Annotated in this window: 16 protein-coding genes and 1 pseudogene; 14 read left to right on the top strand and 3 right to left on the bottom strand. The window is 51.4% G+C overall.

Annotated features, from left to right (window positions below; all coding sequences use genetic code 11):
* Positions 1-12 precede the first annotated feature (12 nt).
* On the bottom strand, positions 13-2073 hold the full coding sequence (locus R6V78_RS07920; protein ID WP_410288801.1) for a serine protein kinase PrkA: 2061 nt from the start codon (positions 2071-2073) through the stop codon (positions 13-15).
* A gap of 360 nt (positions 2074-2433) precedes the next feature.
* On the opposite strand from R6V78_RS07920, the pseudogene R6V78_RS07915 reads away from it, so the two are divergent.
* The 8 genes and pseudogenes from R6V78_RS07915 to R6V78_RS07880 all read left to right on the top strand — a co-directional run.
* Positions 2434-2604 (top strand): annotated as a pseudogene (locus R6V78_RS07915) (hypothetical protein); the annotation flags it as partial.
* A gap of 58 nt (positions 2605-2662) precedes the next feature.
* Positions 2663-4222: an FGGY-family carbohydrate kinase gene (locus tag R6V78_RS07910; protein WP_410288800.1), complete on the top strand. Its 1560-nt coding sequence runs from the start codon at positions 2663-2665 to the stop codon at positions 4220-4222.
* 182 nt (positions 4223-4404) lie between these two features.
* The gene (recN, locus tag R6V78_RS07905) at positions 4405-6102 is read left to right on the top strand and encodes a DNA repair protein RecN (RefSeq protein ID WP_410288799.1); all 1698 of its coding nucleotides are present in this window, start codon (positions 4405-4407) and stop codon (positions 6100-6102) included.
* Between the two features lie 73 nt (positions 6103-6175).
* A complete protein-coding gene (locus R6V78_RS07900; protein WP_410288798.1) occupies positions 6176-6427 on the top strand; it encodes an FmdB family zinc ribbon protein in 252 nt (83 codons plus the stop codon).
* Positions 6428-6487: 60 nt separating this feature from the next.
* Positions 6488-7177 (top strand): transcriptional repressor, encoded by a 690-nt coding sequence (locus R6V78_RS07895; RefSeq protein WP_410288797.1) that lies wholly within the window; start codon positions 6488-6490, stop codon positions 7175-7177.
* Between the two features lie 93 nt (positions 7178-7270).
* Positions 7271-7633 carry an SH3 domain-containing protein gene (locus R6V78_RS07890; RefSeq protein ID WP_410288796.1) on the top strand — a complete coding sequence of 121 codons (363 nt, stop codon included), beginning with the start codon at positions 7271-7273 and terminating at the stop codon, positions 7631-7633.
* 25 nt (positions 7634-7658) lie between these two features.
* Positions 7659-8684, top strand: a complete 1026-nt coding sequence (locus tag R6V78_RS07885) for an adenosine kinase (protein ID WP_410288795.1) — start codon at positions 7659-7661, stop codon at positions 8682-8684.
* Positions 8648-9334 carry a tetratricopeptide repeat protein gene (locus tag R6V78_RS07880; RefSeq protein ID WP_410288794.1) on the top strand — a complete coding sequence of 229 codons (687 nt, stop codon included), beginning with the start codon at positions 8648-8650 and terminating at the stop codon, positions 9332-9334. The genes R6V78_RS07885 and R6V78_RS07880 overlap by 37 nt, the downstream gene beginning before the upstream one ends.
* Here R6V78_RS07880 and R6V78_RS07875 read toward each other — a convergent pair.
* Both R6V78_RS07875 and R6V78_RS07870 read right to left on the bottom strand, forming a co-directional pair.
* Entirely contained in the window at positions 9324-10697 is a 1374-nt protein-coding gene (locus R6V78_RS07875; RefSeq protein WP_410288793.1) for a sigma-54-dependent transcriptional regulator, read from the bottom strand. The two genes, R6V78_RS07880 and R6V78_RS07875, sit on opposite strands and share 11 nt — an antisense overlap.
* Positions 10697-12121, bottom strand: a complete 1425-nt coding sequence (locus tag R6V78_RS07870; RefSeq protein WP_410288792.1) for a two-component system sensor histidine kinase NtrB — start codon at positions 12119-12121, stop codon at positions 10697-10699. The genes R6V78_RS07875 and R6V78_RS07870 overlap by 1 nt, the downstream gene beginning before the upstream one ends.
* 377 nt (positions 12122-12498) lie before the next feature.
* On the opposite strand from R6V78_RS07870, the gene R6V78_RS07865 reads away from it, so the two are divergent.
* From R6V78_RS07865 to R6V78_RS07840, 6 genes are read left to right on the top strand one after another with little or no spacing between them, the layout of a single operon-like run.
* Positions 12499-12861 (top strand): helix-turn-helix transcriptional regulator, encoded by a 363-nt coding sequence (locus R6V78_RS07865; protein ID WP_410288791.1) that lies wholly within the window; start codon positions 12499-12501, stop codon positions 12859-12861.
* A gap of 11 nt (positions 12862-12872) precedes the next feature.
* Positions 12873-13931 (top strand): type IV pilus assembly protein PilM, encoded by a 1059-nt coding sequence (pilM, locus tag R6V78_RS07860; protein ID WP_410288790.1) that lies wholly within the window; start codon positions 12873-12875, stop codon positions 13929-13931.
* A gap of 59 nt (positions 13932-13990) precedes the next feature.
* Positions 13991-14491 carry a PilN domain-containing protein gene (locus tag R6V78_RS07855; RefSeq protein WP_410288789.1) on the top strand — a complete coding sequence of 167 codons (501 nt, stop codon included), beginning with the start codon at positions 13991-13993 and terminating at the stop codon, positions 14489-14491.
* A gap of 11 nt (positions 14492-14502) precedes the next feature.
* Positions 14503-15138, top strand: a complete 636-nt coding sequence (locus R6V78_RS07850) for a type 4a pilus biogenesis protein PilO (protein WP_410288788.1) — start codon at positions 14503-14505, stop codon at positions 15136-15138.
* Between the two features lie 4 nt (positions 15139-15142).
* Positions 15143-15754 (top strand): pilus assembly protein PilP, encoded by a 612-nt coding sequence (locus R6V78_RS07845; protein WP_410288787.1) that lies wholly within the window; start codon positions 15143-15145, stop codon positions 15752-15754.
* 1 nt (position 15755) lies between these two features.
* Positions 15756-18173 (top strand): type IV pilus secretin PilQ, encoded by a 2418-nt coding sequence (locus tag R6V78_RS07840; protein ID WP_410288786.1) that lies wholly within the window; start codon positions 15756-15758, stop codon positions 18171-18173.
* The last annotated feature ends 141 nt before the right edge of the window (positions 18174-18314 follow it).

Genomic DNA, 18314 nt, shown 5'->3' with positions numbered 1-18314 from the left:
GTTTCACTTTGATTAATTTTCATCCTCCTGGGTGCAAAAATATTCAATGGTCTTTTGCGCACAGGTCTGGCAGTACCCCAACTTGTTGAGCATGGTGTCGACCATGCGGTCGTAGAGTTTCTGGTTCTCCTCGTTGGTTCGGTTGGCCAGCGCCCCGATGAGGCTGCCGGCACCGGCGATATCCGACTTCAACCGCACGTCGGTTACCGCCTTGACCAGTTCCAGGTTGTCCATGAAGTCGTAGTCCGGATGCACGGAAATCTTCTGGCCGTATATCTTGCGAATCGATGTGCGGAAGGTCTCCCGCTGTTCCGATGTTTTCAGTCCCAGCCGTTCCTCCACACTTTTGATGTAGCGTTCGTCGATCTTCAAGGCCCGCAGTTCACCCGTCTGCGGGTCCTTATACTTCCACATCTTGTCCGGTCCCAGGTTTTCAGCATCAATGCCGATGATCATGTTGACATAGCTCATCACATCCTTGCGGATTGCCAGGGGTTCGTCCATGTAGGCGTTGAACATCTCCGTCATGATCCGCTCTCGATAGAGCCCCTTGGCAAATTTCAAGTCCTCCAGATATTTGGCCCGGTCATTGGCGTCGGTCACATAATCGAGAATGATGCGTTCGGCGGCCTTGAAAATGTCGTAGGCAAACATGCACCGGCCCTCGTTGGTTTCCGAACTCTCAATAAGCAACTGAATGGCCCGCCCCAGGTTGCGCTGGCCGAGTCCCTTCTGGCCGAACCGCTTGGTGATGTCCGGGTCCTGATTGAGGGTATCGATGACCTCCGCGAGGGTCTTGATGCTCTTTTCTCCCGCTACCTCGCCGGCGGCCAGTTTCATGGTCTCGATGGGGGTCAGCTTTTCTGACCGGGCCAGCCGGGTAAGCACCACCGCCACGGAGGCGGCGTGGTTCAGGTTGGGATCCTGGTGCAGGTATTCACGGTCCAAGGTGGTGCGCGTCTCGTTGCCGATGGCATAACTGGTAAGATCTTTCTGCAGCTTGTAGTTGGTGTTGTGCGAGACGTAGCAGATGCGGCAGCGGTCAACGATGGGGGCCTCTTCCTTTTCCGCCAGAAAACGGTTGAACTCGGAGTTGTTGCTGGTGGCGATGATCAGGGTGTCGATGGGCCACTTGTAACCGTCTATTTCGATGTTGCGGTTTTGAATGACCCCCAGGTACACTTGGACCAGGTCTTTTTTGTTTTTGAAGATTTCATCGGAAAAATGAACACCGCCGCCAGCCACCCGCGCCAGGGCCCCGCGCCGCAGATCGAAGCGGTAAGGATTGTTGGTCTCCGTGATGTGCAGCAGCCGTTGAATGGACTCTTCACCCAATAGATCCACCGCCGACGAGGTGATTTTGTCCTTGGCCGCATATTTGCCGGTGACAGTACCCAGGCTTTCGGTCATGGGAACCGGAATGATCTGGATGAACTCGAGCATCCGGGCCAGCTCGCCATTGGCGAAGTTTCTGATGCTGTTCCAAATGAACGCGCTGCAGGCCCCCAGCGGGCGGAAATCCCGCCATAGGGTTTCAATTTCGTTATCCGAAAATCCGATCTCCTGGGACAAAAAATCACGACTCTTGTCCGGCTCGTCGGTGATATTCATCCCCAGAATCATCGGGTCTTCATAAGTTTGGGATTCGATGGTCGTGATTTTGCCGTACCCACCTATTTGGTCCAGGCCGGTAAATCGAAAGGAATATTTGCGATTGGACGCCTGGGACAAAAACTCCCGGTATTTATTGCAGACAAAATCAACCAGAAACGTCTTGCCATTACCCGGTTCCCCTACCAGAACAAAAGCCATTTCTTTGGAGGAGCCATTTTCTGCGGCATCCTTGACGAAGGAGACAAAGCTGTTGATTTCATCGTACATACCGATGATGTGCTTTTTCCCAGTCCTGAAAATACTGAAATCATAGGTCGTTTTTCCGTTAACCACCACCTTTTCGATATCGCTGTCCAAAATCATCCTGGCCACACCCTGAAAGGCGTTTTCAAAACAGCGTTTTCCCTCCTTGACCTCGATCAGATGCTGGTGAAGCGCCGATGTGTTCCTCTTTACCATGGTGTCCCCCCTAACTTTTGGTTGACCGGTGCAGGAGATATGCAAACTGTTTAGCGGCGGTGCCCGTGTTGTTTCAACCGCAACAGGAGGTTGAGAACGAGTCGGTTACGATCGGTTTGCAGGTCCGCCATCAGAAGAGAATAAGGAGTGGAAAAGCATTGCTGACGGCAATCGACATGACCCGGAACCGGGTGCATCACCTGTACCGGACTCGGACGCAATGGAAAGGGCCACCGCATGGTGTGAGCGTACAATCAGGTCCGTATTTCAGCGCTGGTTTCTCAGCTTGAGATATCCGTTGCGCTATGCTGAGTATAGCACTTCACTTTTAAACTTCAACCCGAAAAAAAACCAAACTATCGGTGCGCATTCATTGAGAATGCCGGAAAACTCGCCGCTCATGTCGATGCCTGGGCGGATTTTGACCGACGGCTTGGGCGTTTCACTGCCGAAAAATCGGGCAATCCCTTATATCGCTTGATTCGAAATGATTTTTCCACCATATTTGAGATCTTTGCTGCGGTGGTGTAAACGGCGCCGGTGTTTTCCGTAAGTCGGCCCGCGGGGGCAACGCCTGAAATTGCGAAATATGGCTGAACGAGAACTGCTGCTTTCCATCGACAATGGCACCCAGAGTCTAAAAGCTCTGGTTTTTGATCCCAACGGGAATATGGTCGCCCGGGAACAGATATTGTTCACCCCGTATTTTTCGGTCCAACCCGGTTGGGCCGAACAGGATCCCCGCGTATTCTGGAACGCCTTATGCCAGGCATGCCGAAAAATTTTCATGACATCCGGAATCGACAAAGCACGCATCGCCGGTGTGGCCTTGACCACCCAGCGGGGAACGGTAGTCAACGTGGACAAGAACGGCCGTCCTTTGCGGCCTGCCATCCTGTGGCTGGACCAGCGCAAGTGCTATGATCTGCCGCCCTTGGGAGGCCTGTGGGGGCTGCTGTTCAAGGTCACCGGCCTTGCCGGCACCCTGGCTTATTTCCAATCCGAGGCGGAGGCCAACTGGATCCGCATCAACCAGCCGGCAATCTGGGCGCAAACCCACAAATACCTGTTCTTGTCCGGATATCTGAACTTCCGTCTGACCGGCGAATACAAGGATTCCATAGGCAGTCAGGTGGGTTATCTGCCCTTTGATTACAAACGACTGCGCTGGGCACGATCCTGGGACTGGAAGTGGCGCTGCGTGCCAGTGGATCCGGATCAGCTTCCACAGCTGTTAACACCGGGTCAGCCTCTCGGGGTGGTGAGCAGCCAAGCCTCCCGAGAAACTGAAATTCCCGCCGGCCTGCCGGTGATTGCCGCTGCGGCCGACAAGGCCTGCGAAGTCATCGGCTCCGGCAGTATCGACCCGTCGGTGGGATGCCTGAGCTACGGCACCACGGCTACCATCAACGTCACCCACAACCGTTATATCGAGCCCATCCCGCTGCTGCCTGCCTATCCCAGTGCCGTTCCCGGAAGCTATACGGTCGAGGTGCAAGTGTACCGCGGATTCTGGATGGTCAATTGGTTCAAGGAAGAGTTCGGGTTCCCGGAGCAGGAGGCCGCCAAAAAAACCGGTGTGACCGCCGAAGATCTATTCGAGCGCCTGATCAAGGACATTCCTCCCGGTTCCATGGGGCTCATGCTTCAGCCCTTCTGGACACCGGGCATCCGGACGCCGGGTCCCGAAGCCAAGGGCGCCATCATCGGCTTCGGGGATATACACACCCGCGCCCATGTGTATCGCTCCATTATCGAAGGGTTGGCCTATGCCTTGCGCGAGGGCAAGGAGCGCATCGAGCAGCGCAGCCACACAGCCATCTCAAGCCTGCGGGTTTCCGGTGGAGGCAGCCAGAGCGATCAGGCCATGCAGCTTACGGCCGATGTATTCGGCCTGCCGGCAACCCGGCCCCACCTGTACGAAACATCGGGTCTGGGGGCCGCCATTGGTACGGCCGTCGGGCTGGGTATCCATCCTGATTTTGAAACTGCCATGGGTGCCATGACCCGCCCCGGAGCCCACTTCGAACCGGACCCCGCCAATCAACGGCTTTACGACCAGCTTTATCGCCAGGTGTACAAGCGGATGTATCGCCGGCTCAAGCCGCTTTATGAAAAAATCCGCCAAATCACAGGCTATCCGGAATAAATTGCCGACGACACCACCCGGCGTTGATCGCGGGGCACCCTTTACGATAATGCTTGATTCCCCCTGACTCCTTTTTTATGATGGCGGGGATCAACGGGACAATCGCCAAGCAAGGGTCGCAGCATGAAAAAGTTGGGCCGGCGTACCCGCCGAAACCCTGAGACCCGTTGTTGGAGAGGGCCATGCTCAAAGAGCTGCTAATAAAGAATTTTGCCATTATCGACGATCTGAATATCCGTTTTGAAGCTGGGCTGACCATTCTAAGCGGTGAGACCGGCGCCGGCAAATCCATTATTATCAATGCCGTGAACCTGCTTTTAGGTTCACGGGCAAGCGCCAAGATGATCCGGGATGGTTATGACGTTGCCGAACTGTCTGCATGGTTCGATGTGCCCGAAACATCCACTGCCGCAAAATTGATGACCGAAAACGGCTACGATCCCAAAGAGGGCCTGCTGGTGCGCAGGGTCATTACCGGCAACGATCGCCATCGCATCTATATCAATGACCGCATGGCAACCATACAGATGCTGGCATCCATCACTGCAGACCTGGCCAGCATCTCCGGGCAGCATGCCCACCAGGGCTTGCTCCGGGAGGAGACGCATCTGGCCATTCTGGACCGTTTTGGCGGTCTTTTGCCCATGGTTAGCCGGGTGGCATGCCTCTATGGCAAAGTGGCGCCCCTGTCCCAGGCGCTTCAGACCTTGAAGGAGAAAAAAAACAACCAGCGCAGAGAGATGGACCTGCTTTGTTTCCAGGCAGCCGAAATTGACGATGCACACATCCTTACCGATGAGGACAAGTCCCTTGAGAAAGAACGCTTGCGGCTCAAGCATGCCGAGTCGCTGCAACGGTCCGTTTTTTCCGCCATCGACGCACTTCAAGGGGCCGACGGGGCCATTTTGGAGCAGCTGGGTGAAATGCGAAAAAACCTTGAAAAGGCAGCCGCTCTGGACGAGGGGCTGAACACTGGCGTACAGCGGCTCTCAGATCACCTTTTCGGCCTCGAAGATGTGGCCGAAATGTTGCGCACCTATCTGGGGTCCCTGGACACCGAAGCAGGCCGGCTTGAATCGGTTGATGCCCGCTTGGATCAGATCAACCGGTTGAAACGAAAATACGGTGGGTCCCTTGATGCGCTTTTCCAAAAGCGTGCAGCCATTCAAGCGGAGCTTGCAGCCATTGGCAGCCTGGACGACGACATTCAGCACACCGAAGCACAGTTGCAAGACAACTACAATCAACTGGCAGACTTGTCCCGGCATCTGTCTGAAAAGCGGGAACGTGTGGCCACGGACTTTGCCGCCTGCGTTGAAAAGGAACTGGAAAGTCTGAAGATGGCCGGCACGCGGTTCCAACTCAGTCTTTCCGCGCAAACCTGCAACAAGCAGGTATCCCCTTGGCTCTGTGTGGATGGCAGCCTTTTGTCGGACACGGGTTTGGATCAGGCGGCATTCATGATTGCTCCCAACGTGGGAGAATCCTTAAAACCGCTTGCCTCCATCGCCTCAGGCGGTGAACTTTCCCGGGTGGTACTGGCGCTCAAGGCCATGCTGGCGGCAACCGATGCCGTGGGAACGGTGATTTTTGACGAAGTGGATGCAGGTATCGGCGGTGCGGTGGCCGATGGGGTTGGGAAAAAACTGGCGGCGCTCTCCAAAAAACACCAGCTTATCTGCATCACCCATCTGCCGCAAATCGCCCGTTTCGGGGACCATCACTACCAAATTGAAAAGCAGGTTAAAGGCGGCCGAACCACCACAACAATCAGGCCAATGGATCAGGAAGAACGAATCAAAGAACTCGCCCGCATGCTGGGGGGGGAAACCATTACCCAAACCGCCCTGGAACATGCCCGGAGCCTGATGGCCTCATGACCAAGCGGCTTTGATGCTTGACAATCAAAAGATGATGGTCAGTTTTAAACCAATTTTTCCATAAGGAGATAAGATGCCTATATTCGAATTCAAATGCCTGGACTGTGAAGCATACATGGAGCTGCTGGTGCTGAACAAGCAAGAGGAGTTGGAAATGGCCTGTTCCCAGTGCGGATCCGGCAACCTGGAACGAATTCTCTCCACTACCAGCCATGTGGTCACCGGCTCCGGCGTCGGCCGATCGGCCGACGCCAGCGCCGGTACGCAGACACGGACCTGCAGTTCGGGTTCGTGCACCACCTACACCATCCCCGGGCCGGCATGAGGCCGGCCTACCTTCTTTAGGTCGACGGGTTTTTCTTCTTCGTCTCGTTAAGGTCAACCCATGTATCAGACACTGCACAAGCGGGAAAAAGAACAGTTCTGCAAGCTCTTCAAACAGGATCAGCTCACGAACTTTGAAGACCGGTTCAAAGTCATGGAAGTCTTCATGCAGACCGATGGTCATGTGTCCTCGGATCAGATGATCGAACGGCTTAACGCATCGGGTCACCAAATGGATCCGGAATTTGTCCGTGACACGTTGAAATTGATGTGCCAGTATGGGTTCGCCAGCAAACAGCAGTTCGGAAATGGGGATATTCTTTATGAACACCGACACCTGGGCCAGCACCATGACCACATGGTCTGTACCAAGTGCGGAAAGATCGTGGAATTTGAAGACCCCCAGCTTGAGTCGCTTCAGATACAGGCTGCCGCGCGCCATGGATTCCATCTGCTCCAGCACAAAATGGAGATGTATGGAATCTGCGCCCCATGCATGTCGCAGCGTCAGGAATTGCTCCCTCTTTCGGAAGCACCCAAAGGGGAGCGTCTGGTAATCGCCCGACTGGACGGCGGCCCAACGGCGCGGGCACACATGATGGCCATGGGCCTTCGGATCGGTGACCAGGTGGAGGTGATCACCAACTCAGGACAGGGACAGTTGGTTATCGGTGTGGACTACAAACGAATCGTACTCGGACGCGGCATGGCCCAGAAGCTTCTGGTTCAGGTCAACCCGTGTAAGCCATAGCCCGTACTTAAAGACTGAATGCAAAAATCAATCCCTATTTTTCTGGCGATGATCCTTGTGATCGCCGGCGCAGATAATTTGCAGGCGGAACGGATGAGTGTGAAGACCGACATCGCCAACGTACGCACCGGTCCGGATACGAGTGACACCGTCATCTGGCAGGTGGAACAATATCATCCCCTGAATGTGCTCCAGAAGCAGGGCAGCTGGTATCTGTTCGAGGATTTCGAAGGCGATCGCGGATGGATTCACAGCTCCCTTATCGCCGACATAAAAACGGTGATTGTAAAAAACGACAACTGCAATGTCCGTTCGGGGCCGGGAACCGAAAACGATATCCAGTTTACCGTGGACAAGGGTGTGCCTTTCAAGGTGCTGGAAGAAAAAGGCGACTGGCTGCATGTTGTCCACGCGGATGGGGACAAGGGCTGGATTCATCGCTCCCTGGTCTGGTAGGGGCATCGGTGGTTAAGGAGTCGGCTTGAAGCTGCAACCTGCTAAAACGAGGATCGTTGGGCTGGGTTCCGCGCTTGTGGATATATTGGTTTACGAAAGCGATGATTTTGTACGTCGCATCGGCGTTAAAAAGGGCGGCATGACCCTCGTGGATATGCCCACCCTGGAAACCGTACTCAACCAGGTGTCTACGGAACCATTCGTGGTACCGGGCGGATCGGCATGCAATACGGCTGTGGGCATCGGCCAGCTGGGGGGCCAGGCACGCTTTGTCGGCAAGCGGGGCAATGACGGCACCGGACGTTTTTTCCAGACCGCCCTGGTTGAACGGGGCGTGGAACCCTTTTTGATGACATCCAACCTGCCCACCGGTCGTGTGCTTTCGATCATCACTCCCGATGCCCAACGCACCATGCTCACCTACCTGGGAGCATCGGCAGATACACAGCCGGAAGAGATTACCCCAGAATGTTTTAGAGACAGTGCGGTGGTCCACATGGAGGGCTATCTGCTGTTTAACCCTGAGTTAATGTCGGCCGCACTTAAATCCGCAAGCGTCGCCGGAGCACAGATTTCTCTTGATCTGGCCAGTTTCACCCTTGTAGAACAATCCAAGTTCATTCGCGATGATATTATCGAAGCATATGTGGACCTCCTCATCGTCAATGAAGACGAAGCCCTGGCCTATACCGGGTTTAGGAACGAAACCCAGGCACTGGCCAGGCTGGCCCGGCATGTAGATCTTGCCGTGCTGAAAGTCGGCGCCGAAGGAAGCTTCATCCGGCAGGGGAATGACGTGTACCGAATCCCGGCCCAGGGTTCAAGACCGGCCATTGACACCACCGGCGCTGGAGATCTATGGGCAGCCGGTTTCCTTTACGGACTGGTGAACGGTTATGCCCATGCAGAAAGCGGCCGGCTTGCTTCGGCGTGCGGTTATGAGGTATGTCAGGTGGTCGGCGCCGATATCCCCGCCGATGGATGGATTCGAATCAAAGAAAAACTGGAGGAAGAATGGCCAAAGGAACATCGACACGCAAACAGCTTTTGAAAGAACCCGATCAGTTTATTACATTTTCAGGGAAACTGATCGCCTTCGGAAGATCCAATGCCAAAATGATTCTGATCTGCACGGGAGTTGTTCTCGTGCTCTTGATCACCGCGGCAACGGTGCGCCAGGTTTCCGAAAGGAATGAAAATCGGGCCTCTGAGCTGGTTGAAAAAGCGGTCAACATGTATTCAGCAGCCCTTCAGGACACCGATCCCAAGACGGCCTATGACCGGGTGAAGGCCGATTTTAATGCAATTTTTAATGGATATGGCTCCAAAAACGCGGCAAAAATTGCGCGGATCCTATATGGGGACATTTGCTACCATGGCGGTGACGTCGACACTGCCATTGTCATGTACACTAGGGCGCTGGATGACTTCACCCAGTTTCCGGCGTTGAAAAACCTCATATTGAGCGGCCTTGGGCACGCATATGTTTTCAAAAAAGATTACGATCAGGCAATTCGTTATTTTGAAATGATCGCGTCGGACAAGGACAAGACCATGCAGAGCGGGGCGCTTTTCAACCTGGCCTGGCTTTATGATGCCGGCGGCGACAAAGCGAAAAGCACCAGCATGTACAAACAACTTTTAGCCGATTTTCCTGACAGCCTGTACAGCGAGCTGGTAAAGGAAACAGTCAGCGGTTAAACAGCCTGTATTTTTTTATTTTTTGATTTAAGCCACTTTTGCCGATGCCTAAAAAATCAGCTGCGCGGGCCTGAACGTAGTTGGCTTTTTTCAAGGCCCGGATGATCATGTTTTTTTCAACAAGTGCCAGGGTGTCATATAGATTGGCATCCACAGGAATGCCGTCCATATGCAGGGTGCTGTGGGCATTGTCGATGAAATCTTTTGGCAGATCAGACACCTGAATGATCTCCTCAGGACTCATCACCACAGCCCGCTCGATGACATTTTCAAGTTCGCGGACATTTCCCGGCCAGTCGTATTCGTAAAACAGCCGCTCCACTTCCCGGTCAATGCCGATCACCGGCGGCCCTGTACTGCGCTCACCACTGTATTTGGCGATGAAATGCCCCACCAGGGGCCGGATATCCTCCAACCGCTCGCGCAGCGGCGGCAGGGTAATGGGGACGACGTTAAGCCGGTAAAAAAGGTCTTCCCGGAAATTACCATCGGCCACCTCCGCCTTGAGGGATTTGTTGGTCGCTGCAATCAGACGGATGTTAACAGGAATCGGCTTTACCCCGCCTACCCGTTCGATCACCCGTTCCTGGAGCACGCGAAGCAGTTTAACCTGCAGGCCCGCGGAGAGTTCGCCGATCTCATCCAGAAACAGTGACCCCCCGTCTGCGATTTCAAAGCGCCCTTTTTTCATGGAAACCGCCCCGGTGAAGGCGCCTCTTTCATGGCCAAACAATTCGCTCTCCAATAAAGATTCGACCAGTGCGGAACAATTGACCGCTACAAATGGCTTCTCCTTTCTGGGGCTGTTGAAATGCAAGGCATTGGCCACCAGTTCTTTTCCCGTACCGCTGGCGCCTTCGATGAGGACCGTTGCCGCAGCCGGTGCGACTTTCCGGACAAGGTGAAAGACATCCTGCATGGCTTTGCTTTTGCCGATGATATTATGAAAGCTGTAGCGGCTCTCCACGGCACTGCGGAGCTGGCGGTTCTCCTTGACCACACGGAACATGGAAACGGCCTTGGTTGCAAAAAGAACGAGCCGTTCATTGTCGAAGGGCTTGAGAATGTAGCTATAGGCCCCTTTCTGCATGGCCTCCACTGCTTTTTCGACGGTGCCGTGGGCGGTCATCATGATTACCGGAAGATCCGCATCTTCTTTTTTGATGCACTCAAGAAGCTCAATGCCGTCCATGGCCGGCATTTTCATATCCGTCAGCACCAGATCAACATCGGATTCAGAAAGAATAGCAAGCGCTTCCGGGCCGCTGTTGGCAGCCAGCGTCTCAAATCCAGCATCTTCAAGAACGGCGGCAAGAATGAGCGTGTAATTCTTCTCATCGTCAACAATGAGGATTGTTTCCATTACAGATTCTCCTGACTTAACGGAAATTTGACAGAAACCCGGGCCCCTTTTCCGGGTCGATTGTCAATCCGAATCAACCCGTGGTGGGACTCGATAATGTTCCTTACGATTCCCAACCCCAACCCCGTGCCTTTTTCTTTCGTGGTGAAAAATGGGTCCCAGATCTTTTCCATGACCGATGCGGAAACGCCCTCACCTTCATCCTCGATATAGACCCACAAAGAGCCATCACCCGTTTCAACAGTCACTTCGATGACACCCCCCTGGGGCATGGCCTGCATCGCGTTGATCAATAAATTGAGAAACGCCTGGTAGAGCATGTCCCCATCAGCCAAAATCGAGGGAATGTTATCCTCGAAATAGGTTCTGACAGCGTATCCGTTGTTGTTTATCTGCGATTCAAGGAAATGGATATTTTTAGCAATCACAGTATCAATTCGACAGGGCCTCCGGTTGGGTGTTTTGGGACGCGCGAAATTTAAAAAATCAGTAATAATACTGTTCAACCGCCGGGCTTCCGCCACGATGATATCGGCAATGGCATTCAAGGCGTCCTGGGGGTCCATCTTTTTTTTCAGCAATTCTGCAGAACTGCTGATAATCCCGAGCGGATTTCTGATCTCATGGGAGACACCGGCTACCATCTCCCCCAGTGATGACATATGCTTGGCCCTGGCCAACTGATCTTTAAGCCGTATTCGCTCAAGAGCCCGTTTCTCGATGATGTCCTCGCCCCGCTTGACCACAAAGATCAAGGTCACCAGCAGAATCCCCATGACCACGCTGATCGTGCAGATCACCAGTACCTGAAACTTGAAAATTTTTTGGTAATCACTGGACAGATCCTGCCTGATTTCGACAACGCCCAAAACTGGACCGGAGAGGGGGGAAAGCGGTTTCTCGGCTCTCAAGGGAGCAAATGTGACGATTTTAATCTCTTTGGGAATCCCCAGTAGGATTTCCCAGAATGAACCGCTTTGGACCAGCTTGGAAGACGATTTGCCTGCTAATGCGTTATTGTAAAAGCTGCCTCCGATATTCTCAAGCCCCACCAGTTCAGGTGAAAAACTGTATGCAATGATGTCATTCTTGCTGTAGATATTGACCATTTCAACTTTAAAACTGTGCAATGTACTGCGGACAACGCTGTCCATTCTCTCAAACTGTTCCTGATTCCTCAGTTCAATTTTTCCATACTTTATCCCCACCGGGAGAATAAACTGCAAAAAAACCTGATGGTTCAGGTTCTCGATAAGCAGCAAGGCATAGTCTTCGCTTTCCTGGTATTGCATGGAACGTACCCAGTGGGTGTTGAGCACGGAAAGGGTAATGGTCCCGATTAGAATGACAACAAGGCTGGAAAACGTAAAATATTTTACCAGACGAAAGGGCTGGGCCCGTTCTGAAATGTTTGCGGGTTTCATGAAATTTTCTTATCTGCCATAGATTTCAGGTCGGTCTGGGCAAATATGCGTGATCGAACACGCATCCGATGCGGTAACCCAGGCGCATTGGGCGGCAATAGTTTTTTTTGGGGGGGAGGCCACATGGTACTAAAGTTTTCCCGGTTAATGCCGAATTGAACAGTAAATGGTCAGTCAAGACCCTATGAGCATATAAAGAAACCGGAGTATCCTGTCAATGCACTGTGAATTAAATGCCTATATCCATAAACTATTTTCCCTGCACGGGTTCATGTCCGCATGCCAACGCCGGCTAGGGGAAAAACCGAACCCGTCGGCGCTCAAGATAAGGGTAATGAGTTATAGGAAGCCACAATATAGCTTAAGTGAACAAAATTATGCATAAAAGTCGTATAATTTTGCTTGACAAAGAGATGTTTTGGGTCTTGAATCGGAATCGAGCGTCAGCAATTGTCTCCAAACTGACAAACAGCAATCCAGAGTCCTTATTGAAAAGCGAACCTTGTGATTACTTTTTTGATTGCCATAAGACGATGGTTCAAATGGTGAAGAACGCATTAAAAGAAATTAGGGAGTCCCTTTTGATGAGCAAGTCGGAGCTGGCGAGGGAAGCGAATGTCTCGCCCATAACGATTACGCGGATCGAAGAGGGAAAACCGTGTCGGCTGGAAACCAAAAGAAAAATTTTGCTGGCTCTTGGTTACAGCCTTTCGGACAGTAAAAAAATTTTTGGCGAATAGAAGAGCTAACCATGTTTTTTGGAAAAAAAGACCGGCTAATTGGCCTTGACATCGGATCCAGATCGATTAAAGCGGCTGAGATATCCGAGACGAAAAAGGGCGGCACCCTCGAACGTTTTGGTATTATCGACATCGCTCCGGGCCTGATTGAAGATGGCACCATAAAAGATGCGGAACAAGTCTCGGACACCATCCGCCAGTTGTTTAAGAACTATGGCATAAAAGGCCATAACGTTGCCCTCTCGGTTGGCGGCTACTCAGTCATCGTAAAAAAGATCAATGTTCAGGCCATGTCGGAAGAACAACTGCAGGACACCATCAGCTTTGAAGCGGAACAATACATCCCGTTTGATATCTCAGATGTAAACCTGGACTTTCAAATTCTGGGTGAAAATGAAAGCAATCCCAACCAGATGAATGTACTGCTGGTTGCTGCAAAAAAGGAAATGGTCAACGACTATGTGAACCTTGCCCAAATGGCCGGGCTCAACCCCTGCATCATTGATGTGGATGCGTTTGCCCTTCAAAACATTTATGAATTCAATTATACGCCGGCCGAAAATGAAAACACGGCACTTATCGATATTGGTGCAAGCAAGACTTCATTGAATATTCTTAAAGGTAAACAATCTGTTTTCATGAGAGATGTTTCCCTCGGTTGTGGCCAGATTAATCAGAAAATAGCATCCCTTATCGACTGTTCCCTCGAAGAGGCCGAGCAGATCAAGTTCGGCGACCAATCCGAAAAAATTACTGCCGGTGATCTTTCGGACATTGTTTCCTCCGTCGTGTCGGACTGGTGTACAGAAATTAGGCGTGCCCTGGACTTCTTTTATTCAACCTACCCCGATGATCAGATTAAGAAGATAATCCTCAGTGGTGGTGGAGGTAACATAAAAGAATTCAGGCAGTTATTATCTGTCGAAACCTCTGCTGAAGTGACGACCATCAATCCCTTTGAGGGTTTGCATATCGATCAAAACAGGTTTGATGTGGAATTCCTAAAACGCATAGCCCCCCAGGCTTCAATCAGCATGGGATTGGCAACGAGAAAAGTTGATGATAAATGATACGGATTAATTTACTCCCATTTCGAGCCGCCCGGAAAAAAGAGAACATAAGAAGACAGGTGTCCATATTTCTGTTGTCACTTGTTCTTGTTGTGATTGTTGCCGCCTGGTTCAACCACCTGTTGTCCGGCAAGATCAAAACGCTGGACAAACAAATCGCAGAGACCAAGGCACAGGTTGAAAAGTACAACAAAATCAACCAGGAAATCGCGGATATCAAAAAAAAGCTGGACGTTCTGAATAAAAAAATTGAAGTCATCAAATCCTTGGATCTCACCAGAAAAGCGCCCGTTGAACTGCTGGATGACATGTCCAGACTTGCGATTGAAAAACGCATGTGGCTCACGGGGTTGGAAGAAAAATCAGGCAACGTTAAAGTCGTCGGTATCGCATTGGACAACCCGACGATCGCAGAGTACATGACGCGGATTGAATCCTCCCAGAAGTATGTGGATGTCAAACTTTTGTCCATCAACCAGGATGCTTCTGTCAAGGGGCTGCAGCTTAAAAGGTTTGATATCCGTTTTCGTAAAGCTCCCCTTGATAAACAAACTAAATAGGTGTTGTGGAAATGAAGAAGGCCATAGCGGCTCCCATTGAAAAAGTTAATCCGATTTTCGATAAGCTTGAACAGCTTTCCAGAATTCAGCGGATGGCTATCTGGGCTGGCGTACTGATACTGCTGATCGGTGCTTTCGTCTACTTTTCATATCTGCCGAAATTCAAACAAATCGACAAACTCAACACGAATCTGTCAAAAATCGAAAAAGAGTTGGAAGTCGCCAAAAAAAACGCCCGACAGCTGAATGAATACAGGAAAAAAATGCAGGACGCCGAAGAACAATTCAAAATCGTAATGCGGGCGTTGCCTGAAAATGAAGAAATCCCGACCCTGCTGACCGGCATTTCCAAGGCCGGCAAAGACTCGGGCCTCAATTTTGTTCTGTTTCAGCCCAAGCCTGAAGTTAAAAAAGATTTTTACGCCGAGATACCTGTGGCCATTAAAGTCACTGGGGATTATCACGGCGTGGCGACATTTTTCGAAAGTGTGGCCGAGTTGAACCGGATTGTAAACATCAGGGATATCAACATGACGCCGGGCAAGCAACCAACGGACATGACGACAACATGCACGGCGGTCACTTATAAATTCATTGAAGCTCCCGACACACCTCCTCAAAAGTCGACCAGGAAAAAGAAGCGGTAAAGCCATGCGAATGCAATTCAGACCATTATCTGCCAGTGTAGCTGTTTTTCTGCTGATTTCGTGCTTTCTCTTGAACTGTGATGATCAAAAGGAGCAATCCAAAGCGCAGGTCGTCAGCAAGAAAATTTCGGTTCAGAATCCGATCCAGGCGGAACCGAAAAGCGATGAAGCCAAGGCAGAGGCCTCCGTTGAAAAAACCGAAGTCGACGATAAAGAATCAAGTGCGCTCACCCGCATCTACGATCCCGCGGAACGGCTGAACCCGTTTATCCCCATTTTTGCAAAGGATGAGGATAGTGAAGCAGCCGCTTCTGACCAGGTTGACAAAAAGAAAAAAAAGAAGCGCATAGCCCAAACGCCATTGGAAAGAATTGGCCTCAATCAGCTTAAATTAGTCGCCATTATTCGGGCTTCATCCGGAAATAGGGCACTTGTGGAAGATAGCAGCGGCAAAGGCTACATCATTAGAAAGGGCACTTATATCGGCTTGAATTCAGGAATTGTGGCCCAGATCAACGCCAATAGCGTGATTGTTGAAGAAGAATTAGAAAACCTCATGGGAGAACTTGTTCTTCAAAATACCGAAATAAAACTTCAGAAACCGGCTGGAGAGTGATATGCGCAACTTCAGGATCAACGTTTCCAAGAGATTGACACTTGTTTTTGGCCTAAGTTTGGCTGTCGCCTTCTTTGTTACAGGATGCGCAACCCAGGATTCCGGTCGCCAAACCGGGGTGGCCGATGCCGACCCCTCCCAATCGATGGAAATTACAGCTATCGGCTTGTCAGAAGACACGGATTCGATAAACGTGTGGATCAATGGGACCGAACCGTTGACATACACCTCCGTCAAGCAGCCGTTACCCCTCGGCGTTGTTCTCTATTTCCCCAACACACGCTTGAACGTTGCCAACCCGGATGTAATGTCCACGGGCAACCCCGTATCTTCCATTCACGCCAATCAGATCGAAGCTAAAAACAAAACCTCGCGCATCGAGATTCTCCTGGCTGCAGACGTTGCCTACAATGTCGTTCAAGACGGCAACGGGCTTAAAATCAAGTTCGCCAAGCCTGACGTTCCATCACCGGAGAGCAGCAGCGTTCCGTCGACCCAGGCTGAAACAACGTCCCAACCGGCGCTGACGCAAGCGGCCCAACCAGCTAAACCGCATGCCGTTCAAACGGTTAAACCGTCCAATACATTCCAAGGCACCGGCATTCCCGTCGGGCAGGAAAATAAGATATGGGTGAACCGTATCGATTTTCTTGGAGAAGAAGGCGGGCGGTCCACCTTGTCCATCGAAACAACCGACAAGGTGGATTACAACCTTCAGAAAATAACTGATAAACTGCTTGAACTGCGCCTTATGAATGCCAATATCGCGGAATTCAGACAACGCCCCATGTTAACCACACGGTTCGAAAGTGCCGTCAATCGCATCATGCCCATCCAGCTGCCGTCGATGAAGGATTTTTCGTTATTCTCCATCGAACTGCGCGAGCAAGTCTCCTATTACGCGGAGCAGGTCGGGACGTTGCTGTTAATCCACTTTGAGCCATCCACCGTACCACCTGCACCTGCCGACGAAACCAATCTTCCTGCCTGGAAAAGGGCGCTCGAAGAGACCATCGGGTTCGGCTCTGTTGTTTCAGCGTCTACCAAGACGCAACCAGCTGCAGGCGAAACCCAGATCCCGAGCGACAAACAAGCCCTCGCATCCATGGATGCGCCTTCAAGCCCAAAAGTGCCTGAAATCGATTTCGAAGCAGACCAGGCCATGGTTGTAACCAAACGAGTCAAAAATTATACGGGCGAGAAAATTGCCCTCGATTTTTTCCAAACCGATATCAAAAATGTCTTCCGGATCCTTCGGGAAGTCAGCGGCAAAAACTTTGCCATCGACAAGGATGTGAATGGCAAGGTTACCCTTACGCTTGACAAACCGGTGCCATGGGACCAGGTGATGGATCTGGTGCTGAGAATGAACCAGCTCGGCATGATCGTTGAGGGTGATATTATTCGGATTGCCACATTGGCAACCCTGAAGGCGGAAAATGATCTCCGCAAAGCCCAAATTGCTGCAATGCAAAAAGAAAAAGAACAGATCATCGCACTCGAGCCCTTGGAGACGCGCTACATTCCTATCAGCTACTCCGATGCAACCAGTGAAGTGCTCCCCCACCTCCAAAATATTATAACCAAGGGACGCGGGTCGGTTTCGGTTGACAGCAAGAACAATCAAATCATCATCACCGACACCACTGAAAAAATTGCCCAGGCCCAGGAGATCGCCAACCAGATCGATAAGGTGACATCCCAGGTTATCATTGAAGCCCGGGTTGTCGAAGTCAGTGAAAGCTTTTCCAAAGAACTGGGCTTTAGCTGGTCGGCGAGTGTAGGCCCCATTGGAATTAACGATGGTAAAATCTCCGCACTTGGAGACGTGGCCATGAATTTCCCGACTGCCTCCTCGAACGGTATCGGGTTTAACCTAACCCGCATTTTGAACACGCCGTTTTCATTGGATGCGCAACTCACGGCCCTCGAAACCAATGGCAACGGTAAAATCCTCTCTTCACCAAAAATTGTTACCCTGAACAATAAAATGGCAAGAATTAAACAGGGCCAGGAATACGGATATCTGGAGCGTGATTCGGCTGGCGGGTCTTCGGTAAAGTTTAAAGATGTGGATCTGCTGCTTGAGGTCACGCCCCACGTGACGCCGGACAATCGGATTTCAATGAACATTTTAATTCAGAAAAATGACGTGACCGGGCTTGTTGACGGGGTCCCGATCATCTCCACCAATGAGGCCCAAACCCAACTTCTGGTTAACGACGGCGATACCATTGTGATCGGCGGCATCATCAAAGCCACGGCATCATCAGGAAAAACCGCCTTTCCCGGCCTTCATAAAATTCCGGTGCTAGGCTGGATGTTTCAAAGCAACTCGGAAGCGGTTGACAACAACGAACTGCTCATTTTCATGAATCCGAAAATCGTTCAACTGGAACAGCGCAAGGTGGCTTTTTAACCCCAGCCGGTCTGGCGGGGTCAAATTGACAATTCAGGCGAATTTTCCACCGGGCTCCATGCCACGCGGAAAGTTCGCCTTTTTTATTTCAGCTGTTTAGCGCCCTAATAATCGGGTTTTTAATTTAATCTGCGGATGAAA

Origin of the sequence: Desulfosarcina sp., assembly GCF_046496365.1 — a bacterium.
GTDB lineage: Bacteria > Desulfobacterota > Desulfobacteria > Desulfobacterales > Desulfosarcinaceae > Desulfosarcina.
The sequence above is the reverse complement of the archived record's forward strand: the minus strand, read 5'-3'. Positions and strand labels throughout refer to the sequence as shown.

Excerpts from the sequence above, each read along its gene's own strand:
- R6V78_RS07895 (WP_410288797.1), top strand. The coding sequence starts at position 6,488 with ATGTATCAGACACTGCACAAGCGGGAAAAAGAACAGTTCTGCAAGCTC.
- R6V78_RS07875 (WP_410288793.1), bottom strand. The coding sequence starts at position 10,697 with ATGGAAACAATCCTCATTGTTGACGATGAGAAGAATTACACGCTCATT.
- pilM (WP_410288790.1), top strand. The coding sequence starts at position 12,873 with ATGTTTTTTGGAAAAAAAGACCGGCTAATTGGCCTTGACATCGGATCC.
- R6V78_RS07870 (WP_410288792.1), bottom strand. The coding sequence starts at position 12,121 with ATGAAACCCGCAAACATTTCAGAACGGGCCCAGCCCTTTCGTCTGGTA.
- recN (WP_410288799.1), top strand. The coding sequence starts at position 4,405 with ATGCTCAAAGAGCTGCTAATAAAGAATTTTGCCATTATCGACGATCTG.
- R6V78_RS07840 (WP_410288786.1), top strand. The coding sequence starts at position 15,756 with ATGCGCAACTTCAGGATCAACGTTTCCAAGAGATTGACACTTGTTTTT.
- R6V78_RS07890 (WP_410288796.1), top strand. The coding sequence starts at position 7,271 with ATGAGTGTGAAGACCGACATCGCCAACGTACGCACCGGTCCGGATACG.
- R6V78_RS07845 (WP_410288787.1), top strand. The coding sequence starts at position 15,143 with ATGCGAATGCAATTCAGACCATTATCTGCCAGTGTAGCTGTTTTTCTG.
- R6V78_RS07920 (WP_410288801.1), bottom strand. The coding sequence starts at position 2,073 with ATGGTAAAGAGGAACACATCGGCGCTTCACCAGCATCTGATCGAGGTC.
- R6V78_RS07850 (WP_410288788.1), top strand. The coding sequence starts at position 14,503 with ATGAAGAAGGCCATAGCGGCTCCCATTGAAAAAGTTAATCCGATTTTC.
- R6V78_RS07910 (WP_410288800.1), top strand. The coding sequence starts at position 2,663 with ATGGCTGAACGAGAACTGCTGCTTTCCATCGACAATGGCACCCAGAGT.
- R6V78_RS07880 (WP_410288794.1), top strand. The coding sequence starts at position 8,648 with ATGGCCAAAGGAACATCGACACGCAAACAGCTTTTGAAAGAACCCGAT.
- R6V78_RS07900 (WP_410288798.1), top strand. The coding sequence starts at position 6,176 with ATGCCTATATTCGAATTCAAATGCCTGGACTGTGAAGCATACATGGAG.
- R6V78_RS07865 (WP_410288791.1), top strand. The coding sequence starts at position 12,499 with ATGCATAAAAGTCGTATAATTTTGCTTGACAAAGAGATGTTTTGGGTC.